23 protein-coding genes and 1 pseudogene are annotated in these 24,325 nt (G+C 67.6%); 9 read left to right on the forward strand and 15 right to left on the reverse strand.

All coding sequences use genetic code 11. The features are described from left to right. Positions 1 to 216: 216 nt before the first annotated feature. From RR42_RS36655 to RR42_RS36670, 4 genes are all read right to left on the reverse strand, one after another. Positions 217 to 1,755, reverse strand: coding sequence for an acetolactate synthase large subunit (locus tag RR42_RS36655; protein ID WP_043358573.1), 1,539 nt, complete (start codon positions 1,753 to 1,755; stop codon positions 217 to 219). A 124-nt stretch (positions 1,756 to 1,879) separates the two neighbouring features. After that, positions 1,880 to 2,710, reverse strand: a complete 831-nt coding sequence (locus RR42_RS36660) for a GntR family transcriptional regulator (RefSeq protein WP_052495335.1) — start codon at positions 2,708 to 2,710, stop codon at positions 1,880 to 1,882. Positions 2,711 to 2,935: 225 nt separating this feature from the next. Continuing rightward, the gene (locus tag RR42_RS36665) at positions 2,936 to 3,988 is read right to left on the reverse strand and encodes a VirK/YbjX family protein (RefSeq protein ID WP_236702134.1); all 1,053 of its coding nucleotides are present in this window, start codon (positions 3,986 to 3,988) and stop codon (positions 2,936 to 2,938) included. A 491-nt stretch (positions 3,989 to 4,479) separates the two neighbouring features. Further along, a complete protein-coding gene (locus RR42_RS36670; RefSeq protein WP_043357268.1) occupies positions 4,480 to 5,961 on the reverse strand; it encodes an SLC13 family permease in 1,482 nt (493 codons plus the stop codon). Positions 5,962 to 6,096: 135 nt separating this feature from the next. Here RR42_RS36670 and RR42_RS36675 point away from each other — a divergent pair, with 135 nt between their 5' ends. Genes RR42_RS36675 through RR42_RS36690 form a run of 4 tightly spaced genes read left to right on the forward strand, consistent with a single transcriptional unit; the run spans position 6,097 to position 9,295 of the window. Continuing rightward, entirely contained in the window at positions 6,097 to 6,897 is an 801-nt protein-coding gene (locus RR42_RS36675; protein ID WP_043357270.1) for an AraC family transcriptional regulator, read from the forward strand. Next, entirely contained in the window at positions 6,894 to 7,970 is a 1,077-nt protein-coding gene (locus RR42_RS36680) for an FUSC family protein (protein ID WP_043357272.1), read from the forward strand. The genes RR42_RS36675 and RR42_RS36680 overlap by 4 nt, the downstream gene beginning before the upstream one ends. 27 nt (positions 7,971 to 7,997) lie before the next feature. Next, positions 7,998 to 8,513 carry a MarR family winged helix-turn-helix transcriptional regulator gene (locus tag RR42_RS36685; RefSeq protein ID WP_043357274.1) on the forward strand — a complete coding sequence of 172 codons (516 nt, stop codon included), beginning with the start codon at positions 7,998 to 8,000 and terminating at the stop codon, positions 8,511 to 8,513. Continuing rightward, positions 8,510 to 9,295, forward strand: coding sequence for a DNA alkylation repair protein (locus tag RR42_RS36690; RefSeq protein WP_043357275.1), 786 nt, complete (start codon positions 8,510 to 8,512; stop codon positions 9,293 to 9,295). Before RR42_RS36685 ends, RR42_RS36690 begins: the two co-directional genes overlap by 4 nt. 84 nt (positions 9,296 to 9,379) lie before the next feature. On the opposite strand, the gene RR42_RS36695 is transcribed toward RR42_RS36690, so the two are convergent. From RR42_RS36695 to RR42_RS36705, 3 genes are read right to left on the reverse strand one after another with little or no spacing between them, the layout of a single operon-like run. Next, positions 9,380 to 12,508 (reverse strand): efflux RND transporter permease subunit, encoded by a 3,129-nt coding sequence (locus RR42_RS36695; RefSeq protein ID WP_043357276.1) that lies wholly within the window; start codon positions 12,506 to 12,508, stop codon positions 9,380 to 9,382. Positions 12,509 to 12,521: 13 nt separating this feature from the next. Beyond that, a complete protein-coding gene (locus RR42_RS36700; protein ID WP_043357278.1) occupies positions 12,522 to 13,733 on the reverse strand; it encodes an efflux RND transporter periplasmic adaptor subunit in 1,212 nt (403 codons plus the stop codon). Between the two features lie 49 nt (positions 13,734 to 13,782). After that, positions 13,783 to 15,045, reverse strand: a complete 1,263-nt coding sequence (locus RR42_RS36705; RefSeq protein ID WP_052495206.1) for a TolC family protein — start codon at positions 15,043 to 15,045, stop codon at positions 13,783 to 13,785. 521 nt (positions 15,046 to 15,566) lie between these two features. Between RR42_RS36705 and RR42_RS36710 the strand changes: the two genes are divergently transcribed. Beyond that, positions 15,567 to 16,340: a sulfite exporter TauE/SafE family protein gene (locus tag RR42_RS36710; protein ID WP_043357280.1), complete on the forward strand. Its 774-nt coding sequence runs from the start codon at positions 15,567 to 15,569 to the stop codon at positions 16,338 to 16,340. Here RR42_RS36710 and RR42_RS36715 read toward each other — a convergent pair. The 4 genes and pseudogenes from RR42_RS36715 to RR42_RS41565 form a co-directional block, all read right to left on the reverse strand. Next, a complete protein-coding gene (locus RR42_RS36715; RefSeq protein WP_043357282.1) occupies positions 16,337 to 16,822 on the reverse strand; it encodes a GFA family protein in 486 nt (161 codons plus the stop codon). The two genes, RR42_RS36710 and RR42_RS36715, sit on opposite strands and share 4 nt — an antisense overlap. 65 nt (positions 16,823 to 16,887) lie before the next feature. Then, positions 16,888 to 17,142 carry a hypothetical protein gene (locus RR42_RS36720; protein ID WP_236702135.1) on the reverse strand — a complete coding sequence of 85 codons (255 nt, stop codon included), beginning with the start codon at positions 17,140 to 17,142 and terminating at the stop codon, positions 16,888 to 16,890. Continuing rightward, positions 17,133 to 17,570, reverse strand: a complete 438-nt coding sequence (locus tag RR42_RS36725; RefSeq protein ID WP_052495208.1) for an ABC transporter ATP-binding protein — start codon at positions 17,568 to 17,570, stop codon at positions 17,133 to 17,135. Before RR42_RS36725 ends, RR42_RS36720 begins: the two co-directional genes overlap by 10 nt. A gap of 43 nt (positions 17,571 to 17,613) precedes the next feature. After that, positions 17,614 to 17,730 (reverse strand): annotated as a pseudogene (locus RR42_RS41565) (LPS export ABC transporter ATP-binding protein); the annotation flags it as partial. A 185-nt stretch (positions 17,731 to 17,915) separates the two neighbouring features. Here RR42_RS41565 and RR42_RS36730 point away from each other — a divergent pair. From RR42_RS36730 to RR42_RS36745, 4 genes are all read left to right on the forward strand, one after another. Further along, entirely contained in the window at positions 17,916 to 18,104 is a 189-nt protein-coding gene (locus tag RR42_RS36730; protein ID WP_043357286.1) for a hypothetical protein, read from the forward strand. Between the two features lie 258 nt (positions 18,105 to 18,362). Further along, entirely contained in the window at positions 18,363 to 19,235 is an 873-nt protein-coding gene (locus RR42_RS36735) for a hypothetical protein (RefSeq protein WP_043357288.1), read from the forward strand. Positions 19,236 to 19,423: 188 nt separating this feature from the next. Next, on the forward strand, positions 19,424 to 20,032 hold the full coding sequence (locus RR42_RS36740; RefSeq protein WP_043357290.1) for a hypothetical protein: 609 nt from the start codon (positions 19,424 to 19,426) through the stop codon (positions 20,030 to 20,032). 221 nt (positions 20,033 to 20,253) lie between these two features. Further along, positions 20,254 to 20,904 carry an HAD domain-containing protein gene (locus tag RR42_RS36745; RefSeq protein WP_043357291.1) on the forward strand — a complete coding sequence of 217 codons (651 nt, stop codon included), beginning with the start codon at positions 20,254 to 20,256 and terminating at the stop codon, positions 20,902 to 20,904. Positions 20,905 to 20,988: 84 nt separating this feature from the next. Here the strand turns inward: RR42_RS36745 and RR42_RS36750 are convergent, their stop codons facing one another. The 4 genes from RR42_RS36750 to RR42_RS36765 all read right to left on the reverse strand — a co-directional run bounded on the left by RR42_RS36750 (position 20,989) and on the right by RR42_RS36765 (position 24,215). Beyond that, the gene (locus tag RR42_RS36750; protein WP_043357292.1) at positions 20,989 to 21,858 is read right to left on the reverse strand and encodes a DMT family transporter; all 870 of its coding nucleotides are present in this window, start codon (positions 21,856 to 21,858) and stop codon (positions 20,989 to 20,991) included. 526 nt (positions 21,859 to 22,384) lie between these two features. After that, positions 22,385 to 22,966: a hypothetical protein gene (locus RR42_RS36755; RefSeq protein ID WP_052495209.1), complete on the reverse strand. Its 582-nt coding sequence runs from the start codon at positions 22,964 to 22,966 to the stop codon at positions 22,385 to 22,387. Then, on the reverse strand, positions 22,963 to 23,613 hold the full coding sequence (locus tag RR42_RS36760) for an SCO family protein (RefSeq protein WP_236702136.1): 651 nt from the start codon (positions 23,611 to 23,613) through the stop codon (positions 22,963 to 22,965). Before RR42_RS36760 ends, RR42_RS36755 begins: the two co-directional genes overlap by 4 nt. Continuing rightward, the gene (locus RR42_RS36765) at positions 23,610 to 24,215 is read right to left on the reverse strand and encodes a c-type cytochrome (protein ID WP_043357294.1); all 606 of its coding nucleotides are present in this window, start codon (positions 24,213 to 24,215) and stop codon (positions 23,610 to 23,612) included. The genes RR42_RS36760 and RR42_RS36765 overlap by 4 nt, the downstream gene beginning before the upstream one ends. Positions 24,216 to 24,325: the final 110 nt, after the last annotated feature.

Raw genomic sequence — 24,325 nt, forward strand, 5'->3', positions numbered from 1 at the left:
CCGTAAGGCGATGCGAGTTTGGGTCCCGGCCGCTCTTTTCGCCGAATCCCGAGGAGTAGTCGCCCCATCCGGCGCGCCTTTTTTGCCTACTTTTTTGGCAAGACAAAAAAGTAGGTCGCCGCCCCGCAGGGGCGGTGAAACTGCAGTTGAAGTTGCCCTTGACGTTAAGCAGTTGCAGTTGCATCTGCAGTCGGGACCACCAACCTACCCCCCACCTCAAATCACCAACTCAATAACAAACGGCCCCCGCCGACCATTAGCCATCCCAAACAACTCAGCAAACCGCTCCATATCCTCAGCCCGCGCAGCCTCCACCCCCATCCCATTGGCCAGCTGCACCCAGTCAAGATCCGGATTGCCGATATCCAGCATATCAAGCGCAGTCTTGCCCGGATTGGCCCCGACCCCAGCCAGCTCGCCCAGCAAGATCGCGTACTTGCGATTAGCCAGAATCACCACGGTGACATCAAGCTTCTCGCGCGCCATCGTCCACAGCGATTGCAGCGTGTACATCCCCGAGCCATCGGCCTGCAGCGCAACCACCCGGCGCCCTGGCGCGGCAACCGCGGCGCCAGTGGCCAGCGGCAGCCCATCGCCGATAGCACCGCCAGTCAGTTGCAGCCAGTCATGCGGCGCGGCATGCACGGTCCCCGGATAAAACGCACGCCCAAAGCTCACGCTCTCTTCCACCACGATGGCCTGCTCCGGCAGCAGCGCCGTCAGCGTTTGCGCGACCGCCTCGGAGGTCACCGCGCCCTTGGCGATTCCACGCGGCGCGACCGAAGCCGGCACCGACACCGAGGGGGCGCCAAGCTCGTCGGCAAGACGCGCCAGCGCTTCGGCCAGATCTTGTTCCGGACGTGCCAGCACATGGATCTCGGCGTCTTCCGGATAGGGGCGCGGCGACTTGCCCGGATAGGCGAAGAACGTCACCGGCGGCGGCGCGCCCACCAGGATGACGTTGCGGATGCCAGCCAGCTTGTCCCGCGCCACGTCGCCGGAATAGGGCACCCGATCCACGTTGAAACGACCTCGGCCGCGCGACACGCGGGCGTTGGACATCGGCGTGATCAGGCGCGCATCGGTGGCAGCGGCGATGCGGTGCGCATCGGCCAGCGGCACCTCGCGCAGCGCGGTGCCGGCCAGCACGATCAGCGTGGGCTGGCCCGAGCGCAGCAGGCGTGCAGCTTGCTGGACGGCGTCGGGCGAGACCTTGGGCACCGGCAGCGGCGCCAGCGGCACGCCTACCTTGCCGCCGGCATCCCAGCAGACATCCGAGGGCAGGATCAGGCTGGCGACCCCACCGGGGGCGGCGCACGCGGCCTGCACGGCCGTGGCGGCATCGGCGCCGACCGATGCGGCATCCGTGGCGGTGCGGGTCCAGACCGAGACGGGGCGCGCCCAGCCTTCGGTATCGGCCGTCAGCGGCGCGTCGAACGGACGGTGATAGGTGGCCTGGTCGCCCACGATGTTGATCACCGGCGTCTGCGCGCGGCGCGCGTTATGCAGGTTGGCCAGGCCATTGGCCAGGCCCGGGCCGCAGTGCAGCAGCGTGGCGGCCGGCTTGTCGGCCATGCGCGCGTAGCCATCGGCCGCGCCGGTCACCACGCCCTCGAACAGGCCGAGCACGCAACGCATGCCGGGAATGCGGTCGAGCGCGGCCACGAAGTGCATTTCGCTGGTGCCGGGGTTGGCAAAGCAGGTGTCCACGCCGCAGGCCAGCAGCGTCTTGACCAGGCTCTCGGCGCCGTTCATCTCGCTCTGCCCGTTGTTGCCCTGGGTTGCATGGCTACCTTGGTTGCGGTCGGTATTCGGCATCTCGTTCATTTCCGGTTGGCGGATTGGGGAATGGATCAGGGAATGGATTGGTGGACAAGCATCAGGACTGCGCCGCTGGCGTAGCGGCCGGGCGCGGTGGGACATAAACGGGGGCGGCGCCCGCGCCGGCCGCAAGCAGGTCAAAATCCAGGCAGACGAACTCACTCGGGAATTCGATGCGCGCGTAATAGACGATCACGCCGTCCACGCACGCATAGCGCCGCAACTCGGCCACCGGCGCGCCAACGGGCAAGGCCAGCCTGGCGGCCGATTCCGCGCCCGCCGCAATGATTGACAGGCGCTGCCTGGCGGCAGTGACCTTCAACTGGGGGAAACGGTCGAGCACCGGCACCGAAGCGCCGTGGCGGAACGCTTCGGGCTCCCGCGCAAACACGCTGGCCTCGATAAAGACCTCGCCCAGCGCAAACGGGCGCTGCTCGATCCGGTGCAGGCGGCGCAGGAAGTGATAGCCCGGCGCACGCGTGGCGGCGCAAGGCATGCCCAGTTCGTCCGGCAAGGTGACGGTGCCGTCGGACTCGGACAGCGCCTCGGTGTCAAGCTGCTCGCCGACGGCCACCACCTGGTCCCAGCTCACCGGCAGCCTCATCGCGCGGCGCTCGCGGCAGCTTGCCTTGACGAACGTGCCGCGCCCGCGCTCGCGGGTCAGCAGGCCTTCTTCGTCAAGCAGGGAGAGCGCGTGATGCATGGTCATGCGCGCCACGCCGAACTCGCGGCAAAGCTGCTCGAGCGACGGAATGCGCTCGCCTTGGCGCCATTCGCCACTCTCGATATGGCGGCGGAAGATCGTGGCGAGCTGGAGGTAGACCGGCTGGCGGCTGCGGGACAAGAGGTCGCTGGAGGCAGGCAAGGCGGTGAAAGCTGGATTCGGCATCAATAGCGGGAGCAACGCAGCGGCTGCGAAAGCCATGGGCGCCAGCGTGTTAGCGCCGGCCGGAAGTGGCTTACGTAGGTGGCTTACGGAAGTGGCTTACTTTAATAAGGTCTATAAACCTAGACTACTAGGGTTTACTGTAGTCCCGTCACTGGCGCAAAAAAAACGCAGGCCGAAGCCCGCGCTTTTCTGTGTGTGTCCATCGCGGCTTGTCACCGCCCTGGCTCACGCTGCAAGCGGCTGCGCGCTGCCCGGCGCAATGACCTGCGTCAGGGTGGGCGCCGGGGTGGTTGCCTGCGGCACGGCGGGCGCCGCGAACCAGCCATGCACGGCCGCGTGGATGGCCTCTACCTGGGCCAGCTTGCGCCGGTACGCGGAGCGCTTCTTGGACGGCAGCTCCATCACATCGCGGCGCGGCTGGTTGACCGGCACCTCGACATTGCCGCAAGGCATTGGCTGGCCCGCGGACTCCATCCAGAAGCCCTCGTAGTCGCAGCGGATCTCGCGCGGGGTATGGCGCTGGCGGCCCACGTGATTTTTCTTGCTGACGCCCACGATGCGCTGCACCCCGAGCACGGCGGCAAAGCCGAGCAGCGCTTCCATGACCGCATCCTTGGGACGCAGGCCTTCGCATGCCTTGGTGGATTCGCGGATCAGGTCGCGGCTGCTCTCGCCCATGGGGCCTTGCAGGCCCCCGACGAAGATCTCCGTGCCGTCCTTGCGCTGCGCCAGGTAGAAGCTGAGCTGGCTCAGGCACACGCCGCTGGCCGTGTCCAGCCAATAAAAGGCCAGTTCGCCTTCCTTGGGGTTCGGCCCGGAATCGGCCAGGCGCAGCCTATAGCGGCCATCGCCCATCGCCCATTCGAGCCCACCGCCCACGTAGACGCGTTCGCTCAGCGCCGGCGGCACCAGCGTGCTCATCGCACGGTAGTGATCCAGCACCGTACGCATGCGCTCGCGAAAGCTCAGCCCGAATGCGCCAAGCGGGCGATACGGGCGCTCGAGCAGCGAGGGCTTGGCCATGGCCACGCGCTGCATCAGCGCGCAGGAGTCGACCGCCTGCAACCAGCTGCGCACCGCGGCAAAGCGGAATGCGGACCGGCAGATCAGCTTGAGACGCTTGAAAACCCACTTCTTGCCACCCGGCGGGTGGCAAAACGCCGACAACGCAGTAAGCGCCGCCAGATAGCGAAAATAGAAAAAAGGCCCGAGATCGTGAAAAAATCCCCTGGCATTCAGCCCCGACAGCCATTGAAGGCTCGAGATTGGTCCTTGCACCACTTGATGCTCCCCTGTTCCCGATGCAGCAAAGCCGGTACCCGGTCTTGTGGTGCTGCGCTAACGATTCAACACCGCCGCGCCCGCCATGATGGTGGCAGGGTAGACGGCCAGGCATTGCCTGGATCACGGAGCGCGGCCGGCGGCGTGGGGGGCCAGCGGGCCAAGTGTTTCCGCTCCGTAATATTTCGTAACGAATAGTAATACGTCCGGTTGACATTAAATGCAGTCATTGCCCCTGGAACGCGAAAAAAAACTGGCGGGCACGGAGGAGTGTCAATAGAACAGGTCGCCGCCCCGCGACAAATGAGCGCAGGATGCGCTCTCTGTCCCCGGGGTGACTCAGGAGCAACGCGGCGCGCCTGCGGGTTGTGGTTCCGCAGCGAAGTGCAGGCCGGCACTGGCCGCCTACCCGGGGCTGGCGTTATCCAGAGGTAGAGGTCGAAGGCCGAGATCATGCGTGAGTTGACGCAAGCTCCCTGGCAGCGCGCTCAAGGCAGGTAGCCCAGCGAGCGCCACCAGAAGTAATCCAGCGGCAGCAGCACCAGCAAGGTCAGCGCGGCCAGCGCCAGGCACATGCGGGTTCCGTCGCGCAGCCCCACGCCACCGAGCTGCATGGCGATCACGATGGGTGGCGACTGGTAAGGGAAGAACACCGTGGAGAACACGGGAACCTGCAGCATCAGCACGGCTTCCAGCGACAAACCCGTGGCCTGCGCCAGTTGTTTGGCCAGCGGTGTCAGCACGGCAGGCAAGCCGGGCAGCGTCGTCATGAGGCCCAGGCTCGCCCCGACCGCGCCAAGCGCGGCCACATTGGCGGCGGTATGCCCCGGCGCAAGGGGCAACCAGCGCAGCAGTGCCGTGCTGATGGCGGTCCCCAGCCCGGTGGACTCCACCACGGCGCCCAGGCCGAGAAAGCCGGCCACATAGATCAGAGGCGTGAGGTGCACCTGCTCGGCCAGCATGCGCGAGGAAACCAGGCCCACGCCCGGCAACAGGCAGACGATGCATGCCGCCAGCGAGATCCAGGCCGGCGAGACGCCGTGCAGCGTATCGGTGGCAAACCCGGCCACGGCCAGCACCAGGATCACGGCCAGCAGCTTCTCCTGCCGGCTCGGCGCGCTCGCTTGCTCGCGCGGGAGTGCAGCGATCGGCCCACGCTCGGGGAACAGCCGGCAAACCAGCCAGACCAGTATCACGGTCTTGAGCAAGCCGAGGATGGGGAAATGCAGCAGGAGATAGCTGCCATAGCTCAGGTTGACGCCATACAGGGAGCTGGCCGCGCCGAGCAACACGCTGTTGGGGATATTGGCCGGCAGGATAGTGGTGGGCGGCATATAGCTGGCGGCTGCCACGGTCAGCACCATGCCGATGCGGCCGTTGGAACCCGGTGCGAAGCCAAGCCGGTCGGCCAGCGCCAGCACGATCGGCATCAGCAGCAGCACGCGCCCGGTGGTCGACGGCGTCAGGAATGCCAGCCCCACGGCGCTCACCGCCACGGTGCCGATCACCTGGCGATAGCTGCCCACCCGGCCCCGGAAGATGATGGCCGCCAGGCGCTGCGCCAGCCCGGTCTGGCGCAAGGCCACGCCGGTTACCGCGCCGCCGAACATGAGCCACCACGCGGTAGAAGCAAAGCCCGAGAACACCACGGGCGCCGGCGCCACGTGCAGCACGACGGCACACAGGAAGAACAGCAACGTCGTAGCCGGCTCGGGCAACGCGCCCAGCGCCCAACAGCAAACGGTGGACGCCACCAGCGCCGCCGCCAGCACCAGGCCGCCGGGCGCGCCGGTGGCGCGGCCCACCAGCCATACCACCGCCACGCACAGGGCGATGACAATAGCGGCGCGCGCGCTGTCCGACAGCTTGCCCGCGCTCGCGGGGCCTGCGGCGGGTGGCGCCTTGGAAGCGGCGGGATTGCCGGGAAGGCTGGCCGGGGGCGGCAAGCCGGGCTGACTGGTATTGCTCATGCGAGGGAACTCCGTGGTGCCATGCGATGAGCGCCATCGTAGGACGCGCCAATCTGGCCGGGTTACACTTCTCGGGCAATTTCTTACGAATACCAGCCACACCCGAAACCCTGCGCCAAAGCCGCGCCGAGCCAGATGCCACGCACCACCTACCAGCCCGTCCCGCTGACCCAGCCCACCGCCGAGCAGCCGGTCATCGTGCATCTGCGCCTGCCGCCGCCCAACGCCATCATTCGCCGCCATCGGCATGCGTGGGGGCAGATCTCGTGCCCCCTGCGCGGCAGCATGCGGGTGACCGCGGCAGGCACCACCTGGGTGGTCCCGACCATGCGCGCGGTGTGGATTCCGCCGGATGTGGAACACGAGGTGGTCACGCTGGGCGACGCAGCGCTGCACGCCTGCTATGTGCTGCCGCAGGCGGCGCCGCTGTCGCTCACCGCCTGCGCGGTCGTGGAAGTGTCGGCGTTGATGCGCAACCTGATGGTGGCGCTGGCCGACGCGGCCAGCCTGTCCGCGCCACGGCGCCAGCTAAGCGCGGCCCTGCTGATCGAGGAGTTGCGCACCGCGCCCACGCTTTGGCCGGGGCTGGCCTTGCCCACCGACCGCCGCCTTAAAGCGTTGTGCGATGCCTTGATGGAGCAGCCAGGGTCGGCGCTGAGCCTGGCCCAATGGGCCGAGCTGACGGGCGCCAGCGAGCGCACCCTGGCGCGGCTGTTCCGCACCGAGCTGCACACCAGCTTTGCCGCCTGGCGCCAGCAATTGCGGCTGGCGCACGCCGTCGACCTGATGAGCCGCGGCAAGCCGCTCGCGCATGTGGCGGCCGAAACCGGCTATGCCAATGCCGGCGCCTTCTCCACCATGTTCCGGCGCGCGCTGGGACAGGCGCCGCGCGATTTTCTGGCCGCGGAGTCCCGCAATCACGGGAGAGGACATTGAGCGCGAAGACCCATCTTGCCAAAGCCATCCACTGGCCTGCCGGCGCGCAGGTGCATCCTCGCGAGATGCTCGCGGCAGCCCTGGGCATGGGCATGCCGCTGCTGCTTGCCGGCGCCACGGGGCAGATCGCGCTCGGCCAGGCCGCCGCGCTTGGTAGCCTGGCGATCGGCGCCGGTGCGGTTGCCGGTTCGGGCATCGACGCACGCGACGAAGCCCGCATCAGGCCACTGGCGGCCCTGCTTGCACCGGTTGCGGCTGCCGCGGGCATCGCGGCAGCCCTGGCGGGCCACGGCATCCTGACCGATGCCATCGTCCTCTTGCTGGCCGGTGCGGCGGCCTGCCTCGGCGGCTACAGCCGGCCGCTCGCGATAGCGGCCACGCGCTTCGTCCTGTTCCTGATCATTGCCACAGGCGCGGCAAGCGCTGCGCCCCATCGGGCAGGCTTTCTCCTGCTCGCGCTGGCCGGCGCGCTCTGGACCTGTCTGCTGTGCCTGCTCCTCGCGCCGAGGGCCACAGCGCTGCCGCAAGCGGACACGCGCTTGCCATTGCCGTTGCCATTACCCACCACGGCGCAGCGCCTGCGGCGATGGCGGCGCACGCTGTCGCAGTGGGCCGGGTGGCAGTACACGCTGCGGCTGGTGCTCGGCCTGGGCTGCGCCGGCATCCTGCGCGGGATGTTCCCGAACCATCATTTCGAATGGATCACGCTGACCGTGGCGATCCTGCTGCAGCGGCAGCCAGAAGGCTTTGCCGTCAAGGCCACGCAGCGCGTGGCCGGCACCCTTCTCGGCGTGCTTGGCGCGAGCTTGCTGCTGGGCCACCAGCTCCCGTACTGGCTGGTGGCATTCAACGCGGGATGGCTGGCCGGCATCCGGCCACTGCTGCGCCTGCGCAACTACCTGGCCTACTCGGCAGTCATGACCCCGCTGATGGTGATGATCATGAGCGCCAGCGGGCCGGCCGACGGCGGCATGCTGATGGACCGCGTGGCCGCGACGGCGATCGGTGCCGTCATCGTGTTGCTGGTCGACCGGATTGCCCTGAAGGCAGCCGGCGGCGCGCTTGCCAACTAGTTAGGCGCCATATAATATGGCGCCACCATGCAAGCACTCGAACAGAAGTACCTCGCCCTGCTCAACGAAGCCGAACGACGCCAGTTGCCCGGCCTGGACAGCATCCAGCTGTGTTTCCGGGCACTGTCGCTGGCGTCCGCGATCGACCGCAACTGCGCTGCGCTGCTGGCGCCGCATGGCCTGTCCGAAGGCCGTTTCGTGTTGTTGTTCCTGCTGAACGCGGCCAGGGACGGGCTGGCGCCCAATACACTCGCCGAGCAGGCCGGCGTCACGCGCGCCACCATCACCGGCCTGCTGGACGGGCTGGAGCGCGAGGCACTGATCGAACGCCATGCCGACGCCACGGACCGGCGTGCCCTGACCATCCGGCTCACCCGCAAGGGCAAGCAGGTCGCGAAGAAGGTGTTCGACGAGCATGGCCGCTGGATCGCCAGCCTGTTCCGTGACTTGTCCGCACAGGAGCGCGCCTTGCTCGACGGCCTGCTAAGCAAGGTTTCCGCGGGCATGGCCAGGCGCCATGGCGTGCCGGAGGACCTGGCATGAACCAGTCAGCAGCCCAGCCGGCATCACGCAAAGGCGCGAGCCGGGCGGCGGACATTCCCGCCGACATCCTGGCCGCGCTGGAGCGCGGCGAACTGCAAAGCGCCACGCTCACCGAATGCCTGGCGTTGAACCAGGTCACGCTGCTGCGCGCCGTGTTTCCCAAACTCCCGCCAGCCGCCATGCAGCAAGCCGAAGCCGCCAGCCAGCTCGGCATCCTCAAGCGCATGGCCAGCATCGGCGCCATCCTCATGGAGCAGCTTGGCGCCGCGGGCATCGCACGTTGCCAGGCGCATCCATCGGACACCGTGCGCGGCTGGGCCTGCTTCATGGCCGGCATGCGGCCGGGCCTGGACCTGAGCCAGCGCCTCGCGGCCATCCGGGCGCTGGCCGACGACCCGCATTTCGGCGTGCGCGAATGGGCCTGGATGGCAGTGCGGCCGCATCTCGCGGCGGACCTCGACACCGGCATCGCGCTGCTTGCCGCCTGGACGGCGTCGCCATCCGAGCGGCTGCGCCGCTTTGCCACCGAAGCACTTCGCCCGCGTGGAGTATGGTGCGCGCATATCGCCGCGCTGAAGAAGCATCCCGCGCAGGCCCTGCCGCTGCTGGACGCGCTGAAGGCCGACCCCTCGCCCTATGTACAGGACTCGGTGGCCAACTGGCTCAACGATGCGGCCAAGGACAGTCCCGACTGGGTACGCGCCCTGTGCCAGCGCTGGCAACTGCATGAGCCGGCCGCCGCCACCCGCCGCATTTGCAGCCGCGCGCTGCGCAACCTGTGACGAAGGGACCGGGGGGCGGGTCAGGGAAATAAAAAAGCCCGCCACCAAGGTGACGGGCTTTCGAGGCAGGCAACAACCGGAAGATCAGGCCGGCAGCGAATCCGACAAGCGGTTCTCATTGCCGTTGCCATTGCCGTTCTCTTCGTCCGGCCAGTTGCGGCCGACCATCCACTCATACAGCGTGGGCAGCACGATCAGCGTGAGCATGGTGGCGGTGATCAGGCCGCCGATGATGACGATGGCCAGCGGGCGCTGCGTCTCCGAGCCGATGGCGCGCGAGATGGCCATCGGGAACAGGCCCAGCATGGCCAGCAGCGCGGTCATCAGCACCGTGCGCAAGCGGTCCATCGAGCCGGTCAGCACGGCCTGGCGCACCGGCATGCCTTCGTCGCGCAGCTGGTTGAAGTAGGTCACCATCACCACGCCGTTGAGCACGGCCTGGCCGAACAGCGCGATAAAGCCGATCGCAGCCGACACCGACAGCGGAATGCCGGTGATGAACAGCGCGAACACGCCGCCGATCAGCGCGAACGGAATGTTTGAGATGATCAGGGTCGCGCTCTTGAACGACTTGAAGGCATTGAACAGCAGCAGGAAGATCACCAGCACCGACAGCGGCACCACGATCGACAGCCGCGCCATGGCGCGTTCCTGGTTCTCGAACTCGCCCGACCAGCTGATCTTGACGTCGTCGGCCTTGACGTTCTTGGCGACCAGTTCCTGCATGTCCTTCACCACGCTGCCCATGTCGCGGTCATGGATGAAGATGCCGATGGACGTGGTGCGCTGGCCGTTCTCGCGGCTGATGTTCATCGCGCCGGAAGCCGCGCGGAAGTGCACCAGTTGCGACAGCGGCACCTGCGCGCCGTCCGCCGTCTGCAGGAAGATATTCGGCAGGTTTGGCAGCTGGCGCTCGTTAGGCTTGAGGCGCACCGCCACGCTGAAGTGCTTCTCGCCCTCCCACAGCTCGGTGGCTGCCTTGCCGGCCAGCGCGGTCTCCATCAGGTCCTGCACGTCTCCCACGTTGATGCCGTAGCGGGCAGCCTGGGCGCGGTCGAAGTCCAGCACATACTGCGGCAGCTCGCCGTCGCGGTCGATAAAGGCGCGCATCACGCCCTGGACCGATTGCACGTTGGCCAGGATCTGGTCGGCCACGCGCTTGTTCTGCTGCAAGCTGTCGCTCTGCACCTTGATCACGATCTGGCCCTTGATCTGGGAGATGCTCTCAAGAATGTTGTCGCGCACCGGCTGCGAGAAATTGGGCTCGATGCCGGGCAACTGGCGCAGGTTGGCGTTGATCTCGTTGATGATCTTGCGCTTGTCGTAGCCCGCGCGCCATTGCTTGTCGTTCTTCAGGTCGACCAGGATCTCGACGGTGTTGATCAGCTTGGGATCGGTGCCGTCGTCCGGGCGGCCCACCTTGGAGATGGTGGTATTGACCTCGGGCGTCTTGCGAATCACGCCACGCAGGCGGCGGGCCTGGTCGCGCGCTTCGTCGATGGACACCGACGCCGGCAGGTCGAAGCTGACCCACATCGAGCCTTCGTCCAGCTCCGGCAGGAACTCGCTGCCAAGGAACTTGCCCACGCCAACCGTTGCCACCAGCAGGCCAACGGAGATGCCCACCACGGTGCGCTTGTGGTCGAGCGCCCAGGCCAGCATCGGCTCGTAGAGGCGCTTGCTATGGCGCACCATGAAGTTGTCTTCATGCGCGATGTTCTTGGTCAGCAACAGGTGGCACAGCAGCGGCACCAGCGTCAGCGAGATGATCAGCGAGCCGACCAGCGCACCCGTCACGGTGTAGGCCATGGGCGCGAAGATCTTGCCCTCGTGGCGCTGCAGCGTAAAGATCGGGATGTGCGCGGCGATGATGATGATCATCGAGAACACGGTCGGGCGGCCCACTTCGGTGGTGGCCTGCAGGATGGCGTGCATGCGCGCGCGGCTGTCCTTGATCTGGGCTTCCTTCAGCTCGCCCAGCCGCTTGAAGATGTTCTCCACCACGATCACAGCGCCGTCCACGATGATGCCGAAGTCCATCGCGCCCAGCGACAGCAGGTTGGCGGGAATGCCCACCCAGGTCAGGCCGATGAACGTGGACAGCAGCGCCAGCGGAATCACCATCGCCACGATGGCCGCGGCACGCACATTGGCCAGGAACAGGTACAGCACGGCCATCACCAGCAGCGCGCCCTCGACCAGGTTGCCGAACACCGTGTGCAAGGTCTTGTCGATCAGCGTAGAGCGGTCGTAGTAGGGCACGATCTTCACGCCCTTGGGCAGGATCGAGTTGTCCAGCAGGTCGATCTTCTTCTTGAGCGCTTCGAGCACCAGCGAGGGGTTCTCGCCCTTGCGCATCACCACGATGCCCGAGACGATATCGTCCTCGTCGTCCTGGCCCATCAGGCCCTGGGGCGGCGCGGAACCGGTCCTGATCTCGGCAATGTCCTTGACCAGGATCGGCGTGCCATTGACTTCCGACACCACCACATCGGCGATATCGGCCGAGGTGCGGAAGCTGCCCAGCGAGCGCAGCAGGAACTGCTGGCGCCCGTTGGCCACGGCGCCGCCGCCGGCGTTGGAGTTGGCGCGCTGCAGGGCGGTAAAGAGTTGCGCGAGCGAGATCTTGGCGTCGCGCATCTTCGCCAGGTTGGGGTTCACCTCGTACTGCTTGATGGTGCCGCCAATGGTGACAAGGTCGGCCACGCCCGGGACCTGGCGCAGGTTCTTCTCCACCACCCAGTCCTGCAGCGTGCGCAGTTCCTGCGCGCTGTAGCCCTTGCCGGTCAGGCGAAAGCGGAAAATCTCGCCGATGGCGGTCGACAGCGGCGCCAGCTCCGGCTGCACGCCGTCGGGCAGGTCCACCCCGCGCAGGCGCTCGATCACCTGCTGGCGGGCCACCACGTCGGTGGCCTTGTCATTGAAGGTGACCATCAGGAAGGACAGGCCGAACTGGGTGTGCGAGAACACCCGCACGGAGTTCGGCGTGCCGGCCAGCGCGGTCTCGATCGGGATCGTGACCTGGCGCTCGACTTCCTCGGCGGCGCGGCCCGGGTATAGCGTAATGACGTTGACCTGGATGTCGGAGACATCCGGGAAGGCTTCGATCGGCAGGTTCTTGAAGGCCGCAAGGCCCCCCCCGATGAAGATGGCAAGGCCGAGCCAGACGAACAGCTTCTGGTGCAGGGCGAAATGGACGATACGCGAAATCATGTGGCGGTCTTCCTCACTGCTTCGCGCTGGCGCTGCTGGCTTCGCTCGCGCGCGCCGCGTTGACCGCGGTGGCGTCTCGCAGGATGTCCTGCAGGTACAGGTTGCCGTCGGTCACCACCACGTCGCCATCCTTGAGCCCTTCCACTGCCTCGGCCATGCCGGGCAGCGACACGCCCAGCTTGATCTGCTTGCGCTCGAAGCGGTTCTGCGCCGTGCGCACGAACACAAAGTGGTGGTTCTCGGCCAGGAACACGGCCTTGGACGGCACCGCGATCCCCTGGAAGGAGGCGGCCTGCAGCTTGGCGGTGACGAACATCTCGGCCTTCAGGCGACGGTCCGGGTTAGGCACGGACAAACGCACCTTGACGCTGCGCGCCGCAGGATCCACGTAATCGGCCACCTTGACCACCTTGCCGGCGAAGGTCTCGCCGGGATAAGCGGCCGACACCAGTTGGACGGTCACACCAGGCTTGAACAGGGCGATGTCGGCCTCGGCCGCGTCGACCTGCGCCCACAGTTCGCCGGGATCGGTCACCAGGAACAGCGGTGCGGTGGGCGGCTGGTCGGGGCGCAGCTCCATGCCGTTATTGATATTGCGCTCCACCACCAGGCCGTCGATCGGCGTGCGCAAGGCAAAGCGGTTGCTCGCGCCCTCGCCCTGCGCGCCGGCGCCGTACTGGCGCAAGGCAGCCTGGGTGCGCTGCAGGTCGGCATTGGCCCGGGCAGCGTCGGCCTGGGTCTGCTCCAGGTCCTTTTGCGCCACGACGCCAGCACCGTACAGCTCGCGCTGGCGTGCCAGCGCCTTGCCGGCATAGGCGGCGTCGGCCGCGGCCTTGCGGGCGTCGGCCTGGGCCACGCCGAAATCGGTCGAGGTCAGCATGGCCAGCGCCTGCCCCGCCTTGACGTTGGTCCCCGGCTGCACCAGCACCTCGGTCACGCGCCCGGCAAACGGCGTCGACACGCGCACGGTGCGGTCTTCATTCCAGACCAGGCGGCCTGGCAGGCTCAGCATGCGCTCGCCGCCGCTCTTGACGGCCTCGCCCACGATGCCGGGCAGCGTCCTGACCGTGGCCGGAAATTCAACGGTGTTGCCGCTGACCTTGGGTTCGTCGCTGGGGGGCGGGGCTTCCTTCTTGCCGCAGGCGGCGAGCGCCAGCGCGACCAGCGAAAACGCGACCAGCCGGGCGGCGACGCCATGGCGGGCCGCGGCACGTACGGGGGACATTGAAGCAGGCTTAGCAGTCATCGGGACGGACATCGGAGCAGACACGGAATTAAGGACGCGGTACATCGGGGCGAGCCTGGGAATTGGGTGAGGACTGCAGGGCGGCGCGGTAAGCCGACAGGGATTTGGCGAAATCGCCTTGCGCGTTGACAGCGTCCAGGCGCGTCTGGCGCAAGGCCCGGCGCGCATCGAGCAGGTCCAGCACGCTGCTGGCGCCCTTGGCGTAGGCAAACTCGGCGCTGCCGGCAACACTCTCGGCGGTCGGCACCACGCCTTCGACCATCTGCTTGAGCGACAGGCGCGTGGCTTCAAGCTGGTTGCGCGAGCGCTCCAGCTCGTTCTGCGCCTCGAGCAGCACGCGGTTGCGATCATCCAGCGCGGCGTAGTAATCCACCTCGGCGCGGCGGGCTTCTCCGCCAAAACTGTGGCGCACGTAGAGCGGGATCGACACGAACACGCCGAAGCTGTTGCCGCTGCCGGTCTGGTTGGCGGCCGAGACAGGGTAGTGCTCCGCCTGCGCGCCCACGGTGACATCGGGCACGCGCCCCGCGCGGGCCAGGTCGCGCGCGCTGGCGGCTGCAGCCAGGCGGGCTTCCGCCGCCGCCACGTCCGCGCGGCGCTGCACGGTGTCGGCGTCGGGCTGGGGCACCGGCACATCCAGGGCGGGCCAGTCGGGCGTCAGGCGATTGTCGGCCAGCGTGCCGGGCACGCCGATGGCCTGCGCCAGCGCGGCCTTGTCGCTGGCATGGTCGGCCATGGCGCTGCGCAGGTCGGCTTGTGCGCGCAGCACATCGAGCTGCAGCTTGGCCACATCGGCGCGCGACACATCGCCAGCCTTCAGGCGAGCCTCGTTGGCTTGCTGGGTGCGGCCGTAGAGTGCCAGCGTCTCGTTGAGCACGGCAACCCGTTCCTGGCTCACCAATGCTTGATAGAACGCCTGGTCCACCAGGCTCGCCTGCTGGGTGATCACCGCCTGCAGCACTTCGCCAGCGGCGCGGCTGGAGGCTTGCGCGGTATCCACCCGCAAGCCTGCCTTGTTGGCGGTCTCGATCACCTGGTCCACACGCAGTGTGGAGTCCACCGTCTTGCTGCGCGGGCCGCCCGAGTTGAAGCCGGCATGCGGGTTGATATTGGCCACGCCCAGGCTGAGCACAGGGTTGGGCCGCTGCGACGCAATCTGGATATCGGCCTGGCCAGCCTCCACATTGCGCCGCGCCGCGATGATGTCGCGGTTGCAGCGCACGGCATCGACCCGCACCTGGGCGAGGGTCAGGGTCGCCTTGGACGGCGGCGCCACGCAGGGGCCGTCCATCGGCAAGGGTGCGCTTTGCGGCACATTAGAGCCGGCCACGGCAGCGCCCGCAACGGCGCCGAGAAGGCTTAGCAGCAGGAAACGAGGAATGGAAAAAGACACGATCAATCTGGCTCGGTTCGACTTAAGTGTGCGGTAAACGACCATGCCCGCCGTTCGGTGCACCGAGTTAGCGAATATTCACGCATCTCCGTGGAACCCGACGTGTTCTTGCCGGTATCCGGCAGCGGCGAACGATCTCCCGAGCGCATTCCAACCGAACTGCATTACAAACGCCTTTCACGCGGCCAACAAATTTGGGGAAAAACCCTCGAACACCCCCTTTTCGAGGGAAAACCCTGACAAATACGCCGCTTTCATGACAAAGGAAAGTAGCCAGCAGGCGGGTCGCCAAAGCCGCGTATCATTACGCGCTTTGTGCCTTTTGGCCCCCACCGGAACGTCGGCCCGGGGCGTTATCACTCACCCCGCAGTGCACGCTGTTGCCATGCTGTTGCCGTTAGCGCCGCCTCCTGTATTCCATGCTTGACCATTCCCTGCTGCCGTCCTTGCTGTCCGCCCTGTTGATCTTTGGCCTGGGCAGCGCGCTGGGCGCCGTGGGCGGGCTGTTCGGCATCGGCGGCGGGCTGATTGCCATTCCCGCGCTGGGCCTGCTTTATGGCATGGACCAGCAACTGGCGCAGGGCACCGCGCTGGTGATGATTGCGCCCAATGTGCTGATCGGCTTCTGGCAATACCGCCGCCGCGCCGGCATCGCGCTGCGCACGGCAGTCGTGCTCGGGCTGTCAGCGGTGCTGGCGACTTATGCCTCGGCACGTCTGGCCACCGCCATCGACGCCGTGTTGCTGCGCCGCATCTTTGCCTGCTTCATGATCGGCCTGGCGCTCTATTTCCTCTGGCGGCTGCTGCCAGGACGCGCCGCCACGGCGCAGCAAGCACGCCTGTCACCGCGCTGGATTCCGGCGCTGGGCGTGGTCGGCGGCGCGTTCTCGGGCTTTTTCAGCGTGGGCGGCGGCGTGGTGGCGGCGCCGGCCCTGGTTGGGCTGTTCGGGTTCCGGCAGGCGGCGGCGCAAGGCCTGGCGCTGGCGCTGGTCACGCCCGGCGCGGTGGTGGCGCTGGCCACCTATGCCCATGCCGGCCATGTCGACTGGGCCAGCGGCATCCCGCTGTCGCTCGGCGGCATGCTGACCATCTCGTGGGGCGTGGCGCTCGCCCACCGCATGCCGGAGCGGCGGCTGCGCGCCGCCTTTGCCTTGTGCCTGATCGCCACCGCGGGGATCATGCTGGCGCACTAGCCTTGCAGGCCGCGGCGCCTGTGCCACTCGGCAAGCGACTCGGAGGGCCAGGTGCCGCAGTGCACATGGCCCCGCCCCTTGGGCACATCGACCCAGGGCGCGGCAAAATCCAGCGCGGCCTCCACCACCTCTGGCGGCTTGGGCAGCGGCGTATCGATGGCGGACGCCTGCGGATGCACCAGCTCCGGCCAGCGCGGATCCCAGAGCCATAACGCGCTGCCGCATTTCAGGCAGAAATGCCGCTTGGCCGGCGAGCGGCGCGCGCGCTTGCCCGGCTCGCGCATCACCGCGTGGTAGATGCCGACATGCTTTTTGCCGCGAACCTTCAGCGTGGCGGCGTCACCGCCGAGGTTGATGGCATAGCCACCGCCGCCCGCCGTCTTTCGGCAGATCGAGCAGTAGCAATGCATGAACGGATAAGGCGAGTCGCACTCCAGGCTGAAGCTGACCGCGCCGCAATGGCAGGAACCTTCGAGATGCATGGGATCTCCCGTGGGGACAGGACACCTTCATTCTAGGTTCCAGGAGTTGGCGCGTGGCCGGACACTTACGCGCTGCCTGCTGGCTCCTCCCAATCGAAACGCCAGATCGCCAGCAGCGCGAACAGCGCGGCAAAGGCCAGCAACACACCGACAAAGCCGGCCACGCTGCCGTCGATGCGCACACCAAAGAACGCAATGGCGGCACCGAAGATCAGCGCCATCAGGATCGTGGCCGTGAGCGCGCCGCTGACGATGCGGCTGCCCAGCAGCGCAGCGCGCGGCGCCGCTTCGCCGAAGCCGCCCGGCAAGGTCACGGCCACCTGCACCTTGCCTTGCCGCACCGCATCGTCGGCGGCCTGGGCTGGCAGCTCGCGCAACTGCAATGCGGGATCCTGTCGCAGCGCCCGGCCAGCGTATCGCTGGCCACCAACTGCCCGTGGTCCATGATCACGATGCGATCGCACAGGCGCTCGGCCTCTTCCATGTAGTGCGTGGTGTAGAGCAGCGCCTTGCCGCGCTCGCGCAGCGCTTCCAGGCTGTCGAAGATGGCATTGCGGCTTTGCGGGTCGACCCCGGTGGTGGGCTCGTCGAAGATCAGGATGTCGGGATCGTGGACCAGCGCGCAGGCAATGTTCAGGCGGCGCTTCATGCCGCCGCTGAAATGCGCAGGCTTGTCCCGCGCGCGCTTGGACAAACCCACCAGCGCAAGTGCCTGGGCCGTGCGCTCGCGCAGCACAGCGCCCGGCATCGGGGGCGACCAGGCCGCACAGCATCGCTACCGTGGTGCTCTTGCCGGCCCCGTTGGGCCCCAGCAGGCCCGTGATCTCGCCGCCAGCGACGGTGAAGGCAACGTCCTTCACCACCGCCCGCGTGCCATACGATTTGCCCAGGCCGATGGCTTCGAGCATGTGGCGCCCCCTCCCGTGAAGACGCACGATCCTAGCCGAGATGCCCGGCCAGGATGCCCCCCCTCGCGTCCGCCAGCGAGTGGGGCTGGCTGGACAAGCCCTACCCGATATGGCATAAGAGTCCGTGCTGCCTGAAAAAACGGCGGCACGCTTGCCAGGATTTTCCACCCTTCATTCGAGACCTCATGCTCCTCGCCTCGCACCGCAACGCAGTCCGCCGCCATGCCATGCATGCGGTGGCAACGCGTGCGTGCGCGGCCAAGGGCAGCGTGCGCTCGCTGCGCGCCACACCGGCCGCGGTCAACACCTATGGTTTCGCCGCCGTGCTTTTCCAGGCCGTGCGGGGAAACCAGGACACACCAGCCAGGTCCTGATTTTCCCCGCACGGCACTTTGCCTGAGGGCGCGCATCGCGCCCCTTGTCCAATGTGCAACCTGGGGGAAAAACCATGTCTTCGTCTTCGATCTATCACAAGACCCTCTGTGCGATCGGCACCGTCGCCGTCGTCTACTTTCTCATCAATCTCTGATTGAGCACGGTGCCTCGGCTTAGCCGTTGCACCGTCATGGCCCTGCACGCCTTTTTCCTGCCGCGGCACGCTCGCGGCATTCACTTCGCACGCCTTCATCGCCATGGAGCTCACCAAGAATTTTGTCAAAGCCAAGCGCCCCTGCGCCGATGGCTACCGCTGGTTCGTGCGCAACCGCCAGGGCGGCAGCGACTACCAGCACCTGCTCGACGCCCTCGTCGATGACGGCCGCGTTGACGACGCCTGCTGGCTGCTGACGCAGTTCGGGCCCACCGACGCTGTACTCGCCGTGGACAGCATCGACGCCGATGCCGTGGTCTTTGCCGGCTCGCTGGTGGTGCGCGGCAGCATCGACGTCGGGACCACGCTGCGCGCCGGGGGCCGCATCCAGGCCGGCGGCGGCATACGCGCGGGCCGGGCCATCGTGGCCGGTGACAGCCTCGCGGCGGCCGGCGGCATCCATAGCGGCGGCGTGCTCGAAGCGGGCGGCGATATCAAGGCCACATGGGGCATCGACGTGCAGGACGCGATCACCGGCGGCGCCAACCTCAAGGCCGGCTGGGATGTGCTGTGCGGCGGCAAGATCGCGCTCGCCGGCAGCGCGGTGGCCGGGCAGGACCTGATCGGGCAAGCGGCCATTCACTGCGGCAAGAGCATCCGCGCCGGCGGTGTCATCGATGCACGCCACACCGTGCGCGCCGGCCACGGCATCGAGTGTGGCGCCTCCATTCGCTGCGGCATGCATCTGGAGGCCGGCTGGGGCATCAAGGCGCTCGAGGCCATCGTTGCCGAATGCGCCATCAAGGCGGGCGAAGGCTTGCAGGCGGGCGACGAGATCCGCGCGGGCGTTGGCTATGGCGTGTACGCCGGCCTGGATGTCAGGGTCGATGCGTGGCCGGCGAGCGCGAAGGTGCTGGCGGTGCGCAAGCCCGACGGCCTGGTGAGCGGGTGGTGGGAGGAACCTGCCATGTGCTGATATGCCACCGCACACCTTGCCCTTGTTCCTTCACCGTTCTCACGTTCTCACCTTTCACTTGGGAGATAAGCAATGTTCTACAAAGTCTTGCTGGTCCTGGCCTTCTTCATGGTCGTAGTGTTCGCCCTGGCACGGGGCTTCCAGCACATGCCGGTCTAACCGCCGCTGCTTCCGGGAGAAAGAACGACATGTCCATCATGGCGCTTCCGTGGCTTGCGCGCAGGCTAGAGCTGCGCATCGATGTCAGCCACCGCCCCGCCGAGCTCGACCAGGAGTTCGGTTCCATCTACGGCCGCCTGCACCGGCCGGGCGACCGCCTCCACGGCATCCCGGCGATCGCCACCGACTCGCCGGAGCTGGTGATCCGCTACCGCGAGGCGGATGGCGAGTACTACGTCTATGTGGAGGACGTGGCGCGCAAGCGCCTGGCGGGCTACACGGTCTTCAACCGCCTGATCGAGGTGGGGCGGCGCGCCGACCGCTACCTGCGCGCGCCGCACTCCAAGTACGAGACGGCCTACCAGCGCCGCGGGCTGGCCACCGCGATCTACCGCTGGGGGCTGGACGCCGGCCTGTGCCTGATGACGGGCGCGCGGCAGTCCGCCGGCGCCAATGCCTTGTGGCACTCGCTGTCCAAGGACCATGTGCTGGGTTATGTGGACCTGCGCTACAAGACGCTGACCTATCTCGGGCAGGAAGTCAGCCGCGAAGTGCATGATGACCTGCATACGCGCATGATCCTGCTGGGCAAGGGCTGGAGCGTCGAGCGGCTGGCGGCGGTCACCGGCATGCTGTAGCGCCGCGCTGGCGCCGCTTGCTGGTTTCATGAAAACCGGAATCGCCCGGGCTAGTTGTTTCGCGCCGAAACAACTAGCCCGGGCGAATCGCTGATTTTTACGAAGTCGCATCTCAAGTTACAGATATGTTGCAACTTAGGCACTTCCCGCCTCTCCAGATTTTCCCGGATGCGTCGTAATCTTCAAACGTGCCAACCGGCGCTGCAACCCAATAGGAAATCATGTCCGAACGCCTCATCATGCTTGACGTCCCCGGTGTCCTCTATTCGAGCCGCTCCGAGGCTCGGCTGGGCGGAATCCCCGATACCGGCACCTTGCGCGACGTCCGCTTCTTCGATCCCGTCGCGCTCGGATTCGTGCGGCGCCTGTTCGGCCTGGCCGGTGCGCGCGTGGTGGTATCCGAGGCATGGCGCCGCGGCGTTCCCGCCGCCATCCTGCAGCAGCTCGACCTGCAGGTGGAAGGCATGACCCCCGACATCCCCGGCGGCCACGCAGCCCGCATCGCGGCCTATTTTGCGCACCGCCCGGCACCGCAGGCCTTTGCCATCCTGACCTGCGACACGGCGTCGATGCAAGACCCGCAATACGCGCACCTGCTGCCGCACGTGGTCAGCGTGAATCCGGCCGAGGGCCTGACACCGGCCAACTTCAAAGAGGCGCTGGATAGGCTCGGCGTGGCGTGCCCGTCTACCCTGTGCCTCGACACGCAGCCCGACGCGCGCGTGGAAGCCCGGCTGGAGCGGCTGCGCCGCCTGGCCAAGGAAGCGCCCGCGCGTTTCGAGGTGGGCACCGCTGCCACGCCCTTGCTGCAGGCCGTGCCAGCGCTCGCGCTGCCGGCGCGGCGCACGGAAAAGCTGCTGGCACACGCCTGATACGCTGCACGCCGATGCGAGCCGGCCCCGGCCGCCGCGCGCCGCTTCGGCGCGTTGCACGCCGGGGCCGGCCTGGCTTTCAGGCTACCCGGGGCTACCTGCTTTCTGGCTGAACACCAGCACCAGCCCAAGCACGATCGCCACCATGCCTGCCAGGCTCAGCGCGGCAAGGCGATTGCCCAGGAACAGGTAATCCATCAGCGCGGTCACGGCCGGCACCAGGTAGAACAGGCTGGTGACGTTGACCAGGTTGCCCGCCTGGATCAGCCGGTAGAGCAGCAACGTGGCGCCCACCGAAATCACCAGCGCGAGCCAACCGAGCGACAGCGCGAAGCCCGCCGAAGGCACCACCGCCATCGGCTGGAACGGCACGAACAGCAGGCACAGCGCCAGGCCCGCGCCGTATTGCAACGGCATCACGTCAAGCGGTGCTTGCCGGATGCGTTTTTGCAGGATGGCGCCGATCGTCATGCACGCCAGCGCGCCGAGCGCAAAGCCCATGCCCAGCAGCGAGATGCGCGCCAGCGCTATCCCCTGGAAGACCACCAGCACCAGCCCGCCCAACGCCACCGCAAGGCCTGCCAGGCGGCGCGCCGAGAAGCACCGCTCCACCAGTAGCAAGGTCAGGATCGGCTGCACGCCCAGCAGCGTGGCCAGCACGCCCGGCGTCATGCCGCGCGCCAGCGCCAGCAGGTAGAAGATCGAATACGCGCCGGTCAGCAGCAACCCGGAGCAGACCACCTGCAAGCGCGTGCCGGGCCGCGGCAACCAGCGCCGCCGCCAGGCCGCGAGCACCAGCAGCACGGCCAGCGCCAGCGCAAAGCGCGCGGCCAGCAAGGCAAAGGCAGAAGCGTATTCAAGCCCGAGGCGCGCAAAGATGGCGCCGCTGCTCCATAGCAGCACGAAGAGCGCGGTCGAGCCATGCGCGCTCAGTGCATTTTTGTTCAAATCCATGGGTTTCACCTGTCACGGTAATCCGAAAACGCCGGCGCGCCCCGGCACACTGGCGCCGCGCGGACGCAAAAGCGCCCTGGCATCAGGCGGGAACCAGCCGAAGAAGGAAGAAGCCGAAAAAAGACGGGCTGACGATCAGCCCAGCACGGCCGGGGGCGGCGGCGCAAGGCCGGCCCGCGTGCGCGGCGCAGGAGTGACGGGCGGTGCGAGCGGTACAAAGGCGGCGCACGGCCGCGCCGCGCCCGGACGGGTCGCGATGGTGGCAAAGGCGTTGTGCGCAACTTGATACATGGGAATCCGAAAGAGGCCGTTTCAAAAAGATTCTGGCGTCGTTGCGCGGCCTTGGCGTACCACTTGTACTGTCTGCGGCCGCGCGCCTAGCCAGAACCGCTTCGCTTCATTTTGAAACAGCCTCTAAGCAGGCCGGGGCGGAGAAACAAACATCCGGGTCCCGCAGGACTGCGTAACGTTACACCACGTCATTTCACGTGGCAATGCTGTCCGGTCTGCGGGCGGTCTTGCGGGCCTAGGTGAGCGGCTCGCGATCCACCGCCAGCCGGCTGGCAACGGCAAACAGCCACATCGCCAGCAAGGCCAGCCCCCACAGCACCAGCACCCGGCCTGCCGCCAGCTGCTCATCGGCCAGGTAGGTGCTGCACAGTTGCGACTCCGCCTCCTGGTACAGCAACCCGGCGCTCAGCATCATCCAGGCGCCGTTGATGACAAAGAAGCCCTGCACCACGGGGCCGGCGGCCTGCCACGAGGCGCGCGCCAGCAGCCCCGCCAGCACCATGCTCGCCACCTTGGCCATGCCCATGGGGCCCGCCAGCGTGGCTGCGTCCAGCGCCACCGGCAGCATCCAGTAGCTGACGATGCACCACGCCGCCAGCAGGCCCGGCAGCCCCGCCGCGTTCCATGGCGCCAGCCAGGCCGCCAGCCGCAGCCCTGCACAGCGCGCCGCCCACCAGCCGGCAAGTGCCAGCAGCGGCAGTTCCAGGCCCATATGCCTGGCCATGGTCGCCTCCAGCCATGGGCGCAACAACGCGGCCACGGCCAGCATCAAGCCGGGCAGGCAGGCTTGCCAACCGGGTGCAAGCCGCACCTTCACAGCCGGCTGCGCAGCACGTCGGCCAGCGCCAAGTCCGGCCGCTCCACGTCATAGGCGGCAGCCAGCCGGCCACGTGCGTCGACCAGGAACAGCGCGGCGTTGTGCGAGTAGCCGCCCAGCCCATCGGGCAGCACGACGATGCCGAAGGCGTCGAGCAGGCCGCGCAAGCGCGCGGGCTCGGCCACCGTGGCGAAGGTCCAGATGGCGGGATCGGCGCGCAGCGTGCGCGCATAGGCCCGCAGCGCGGCGGGCGTATCGCGTGCCGGGTCGAAAGACAACGTCAGCAGGCGCACGCGGTCCTGCAGGCCGCGCTCGCGCAATTGCTGCTGCAGCCAGGCCTGCCCCGACGCGCTGGTGCGGCAGATTGCCAGGCATCGGGTATAGACGAACGTCACCAGCGTGACGGGCCTGTCGCGCTTGCCAACGCCCTCGCCCTGCGGCATGGGGCCGCCAAAAGCGAGCTGCCGGCCCGCCTGGTCGACCAATGCCAGCGCCGGCAGCTCGCGCGGGGCGCGCGCCAGGTCCAGGCGCCGGGCGCCATCGGCGCTGACCGTGCGCAAGCCCCGCGTTGTGGCGAACACCGCCGCGCCGGCCAGCACCAGCACGAGCGCAACCATCGCCAGCGTCTTGCTCCACGCACGCGTCATGGCTTGGGGGCGCCTCCCGTGGTCGTGAATGCCTGCAGCGCTTCGCCGCCGTGCCAGGGCGCCTTTTGCGCGACGGAAGCCGCGCGCGCCGCCGCGATCCGCGCGGCCTCGACCGGCGCGGCGCCATTGCCCCACTGGCTGCGGATATGCGTGGCCAGCGCCGCGATCTCCTGGTCGGAAAACTGCTCGCCAAAGGCCGGCATGGCGCCGTTGTAGGTGGTGCCGAGCACCTCCAGCGGGCCGGTCATGCCGTGCAGCAGGATCTGTGCGAGACGGTCCGGATCGTCGTTGACCCAGGGCGAGCCCGCCAGCGGCGGGAACACGCCGGGAATGCCTTGCCCGCTGGCCTGGTGGCAAGCCTGGCAATTGGCGGCGAACAATAGCTTGCCGTCGGCTACACGGCCCTGCCCCGCCGGCGCTGCCAGCGCGGCCAGGTCGCGCCGGTCGCCCAGCGCGGCGCTGCCGTCGGCGCGCTCGATCAGGATGTAGCTGATGGCCCAGACCAGCAGGCCGCACACCAGCGCCAGCACGATCTTGGGCACCGGGTTGTGCTGCTCGACGGAATCGGCGTTCTCTGTCTTATGGGCTTGCGAGGGCTTCATCGTGGCTGGCTTGCGCGCCGGGCGCGCGTGGCGCCGGCGGGCTGGAGGTGGATTGAGAAGAGGTGGATTGAGAAGACGCGGCCGCACCGAACGGGCTGGATGGCGAGGTC

The sequence above is a fragment of the Cupriavidus basilensis genome (genome assembly GCF_000832305.1).
Classification (GTDB): Bacteria; Pseudomonadota; Gammaproteobacteria; order Burkholderiales; family Burkholderiaceae; genus Cupriavidus; species Cupriavidus basilensis_F.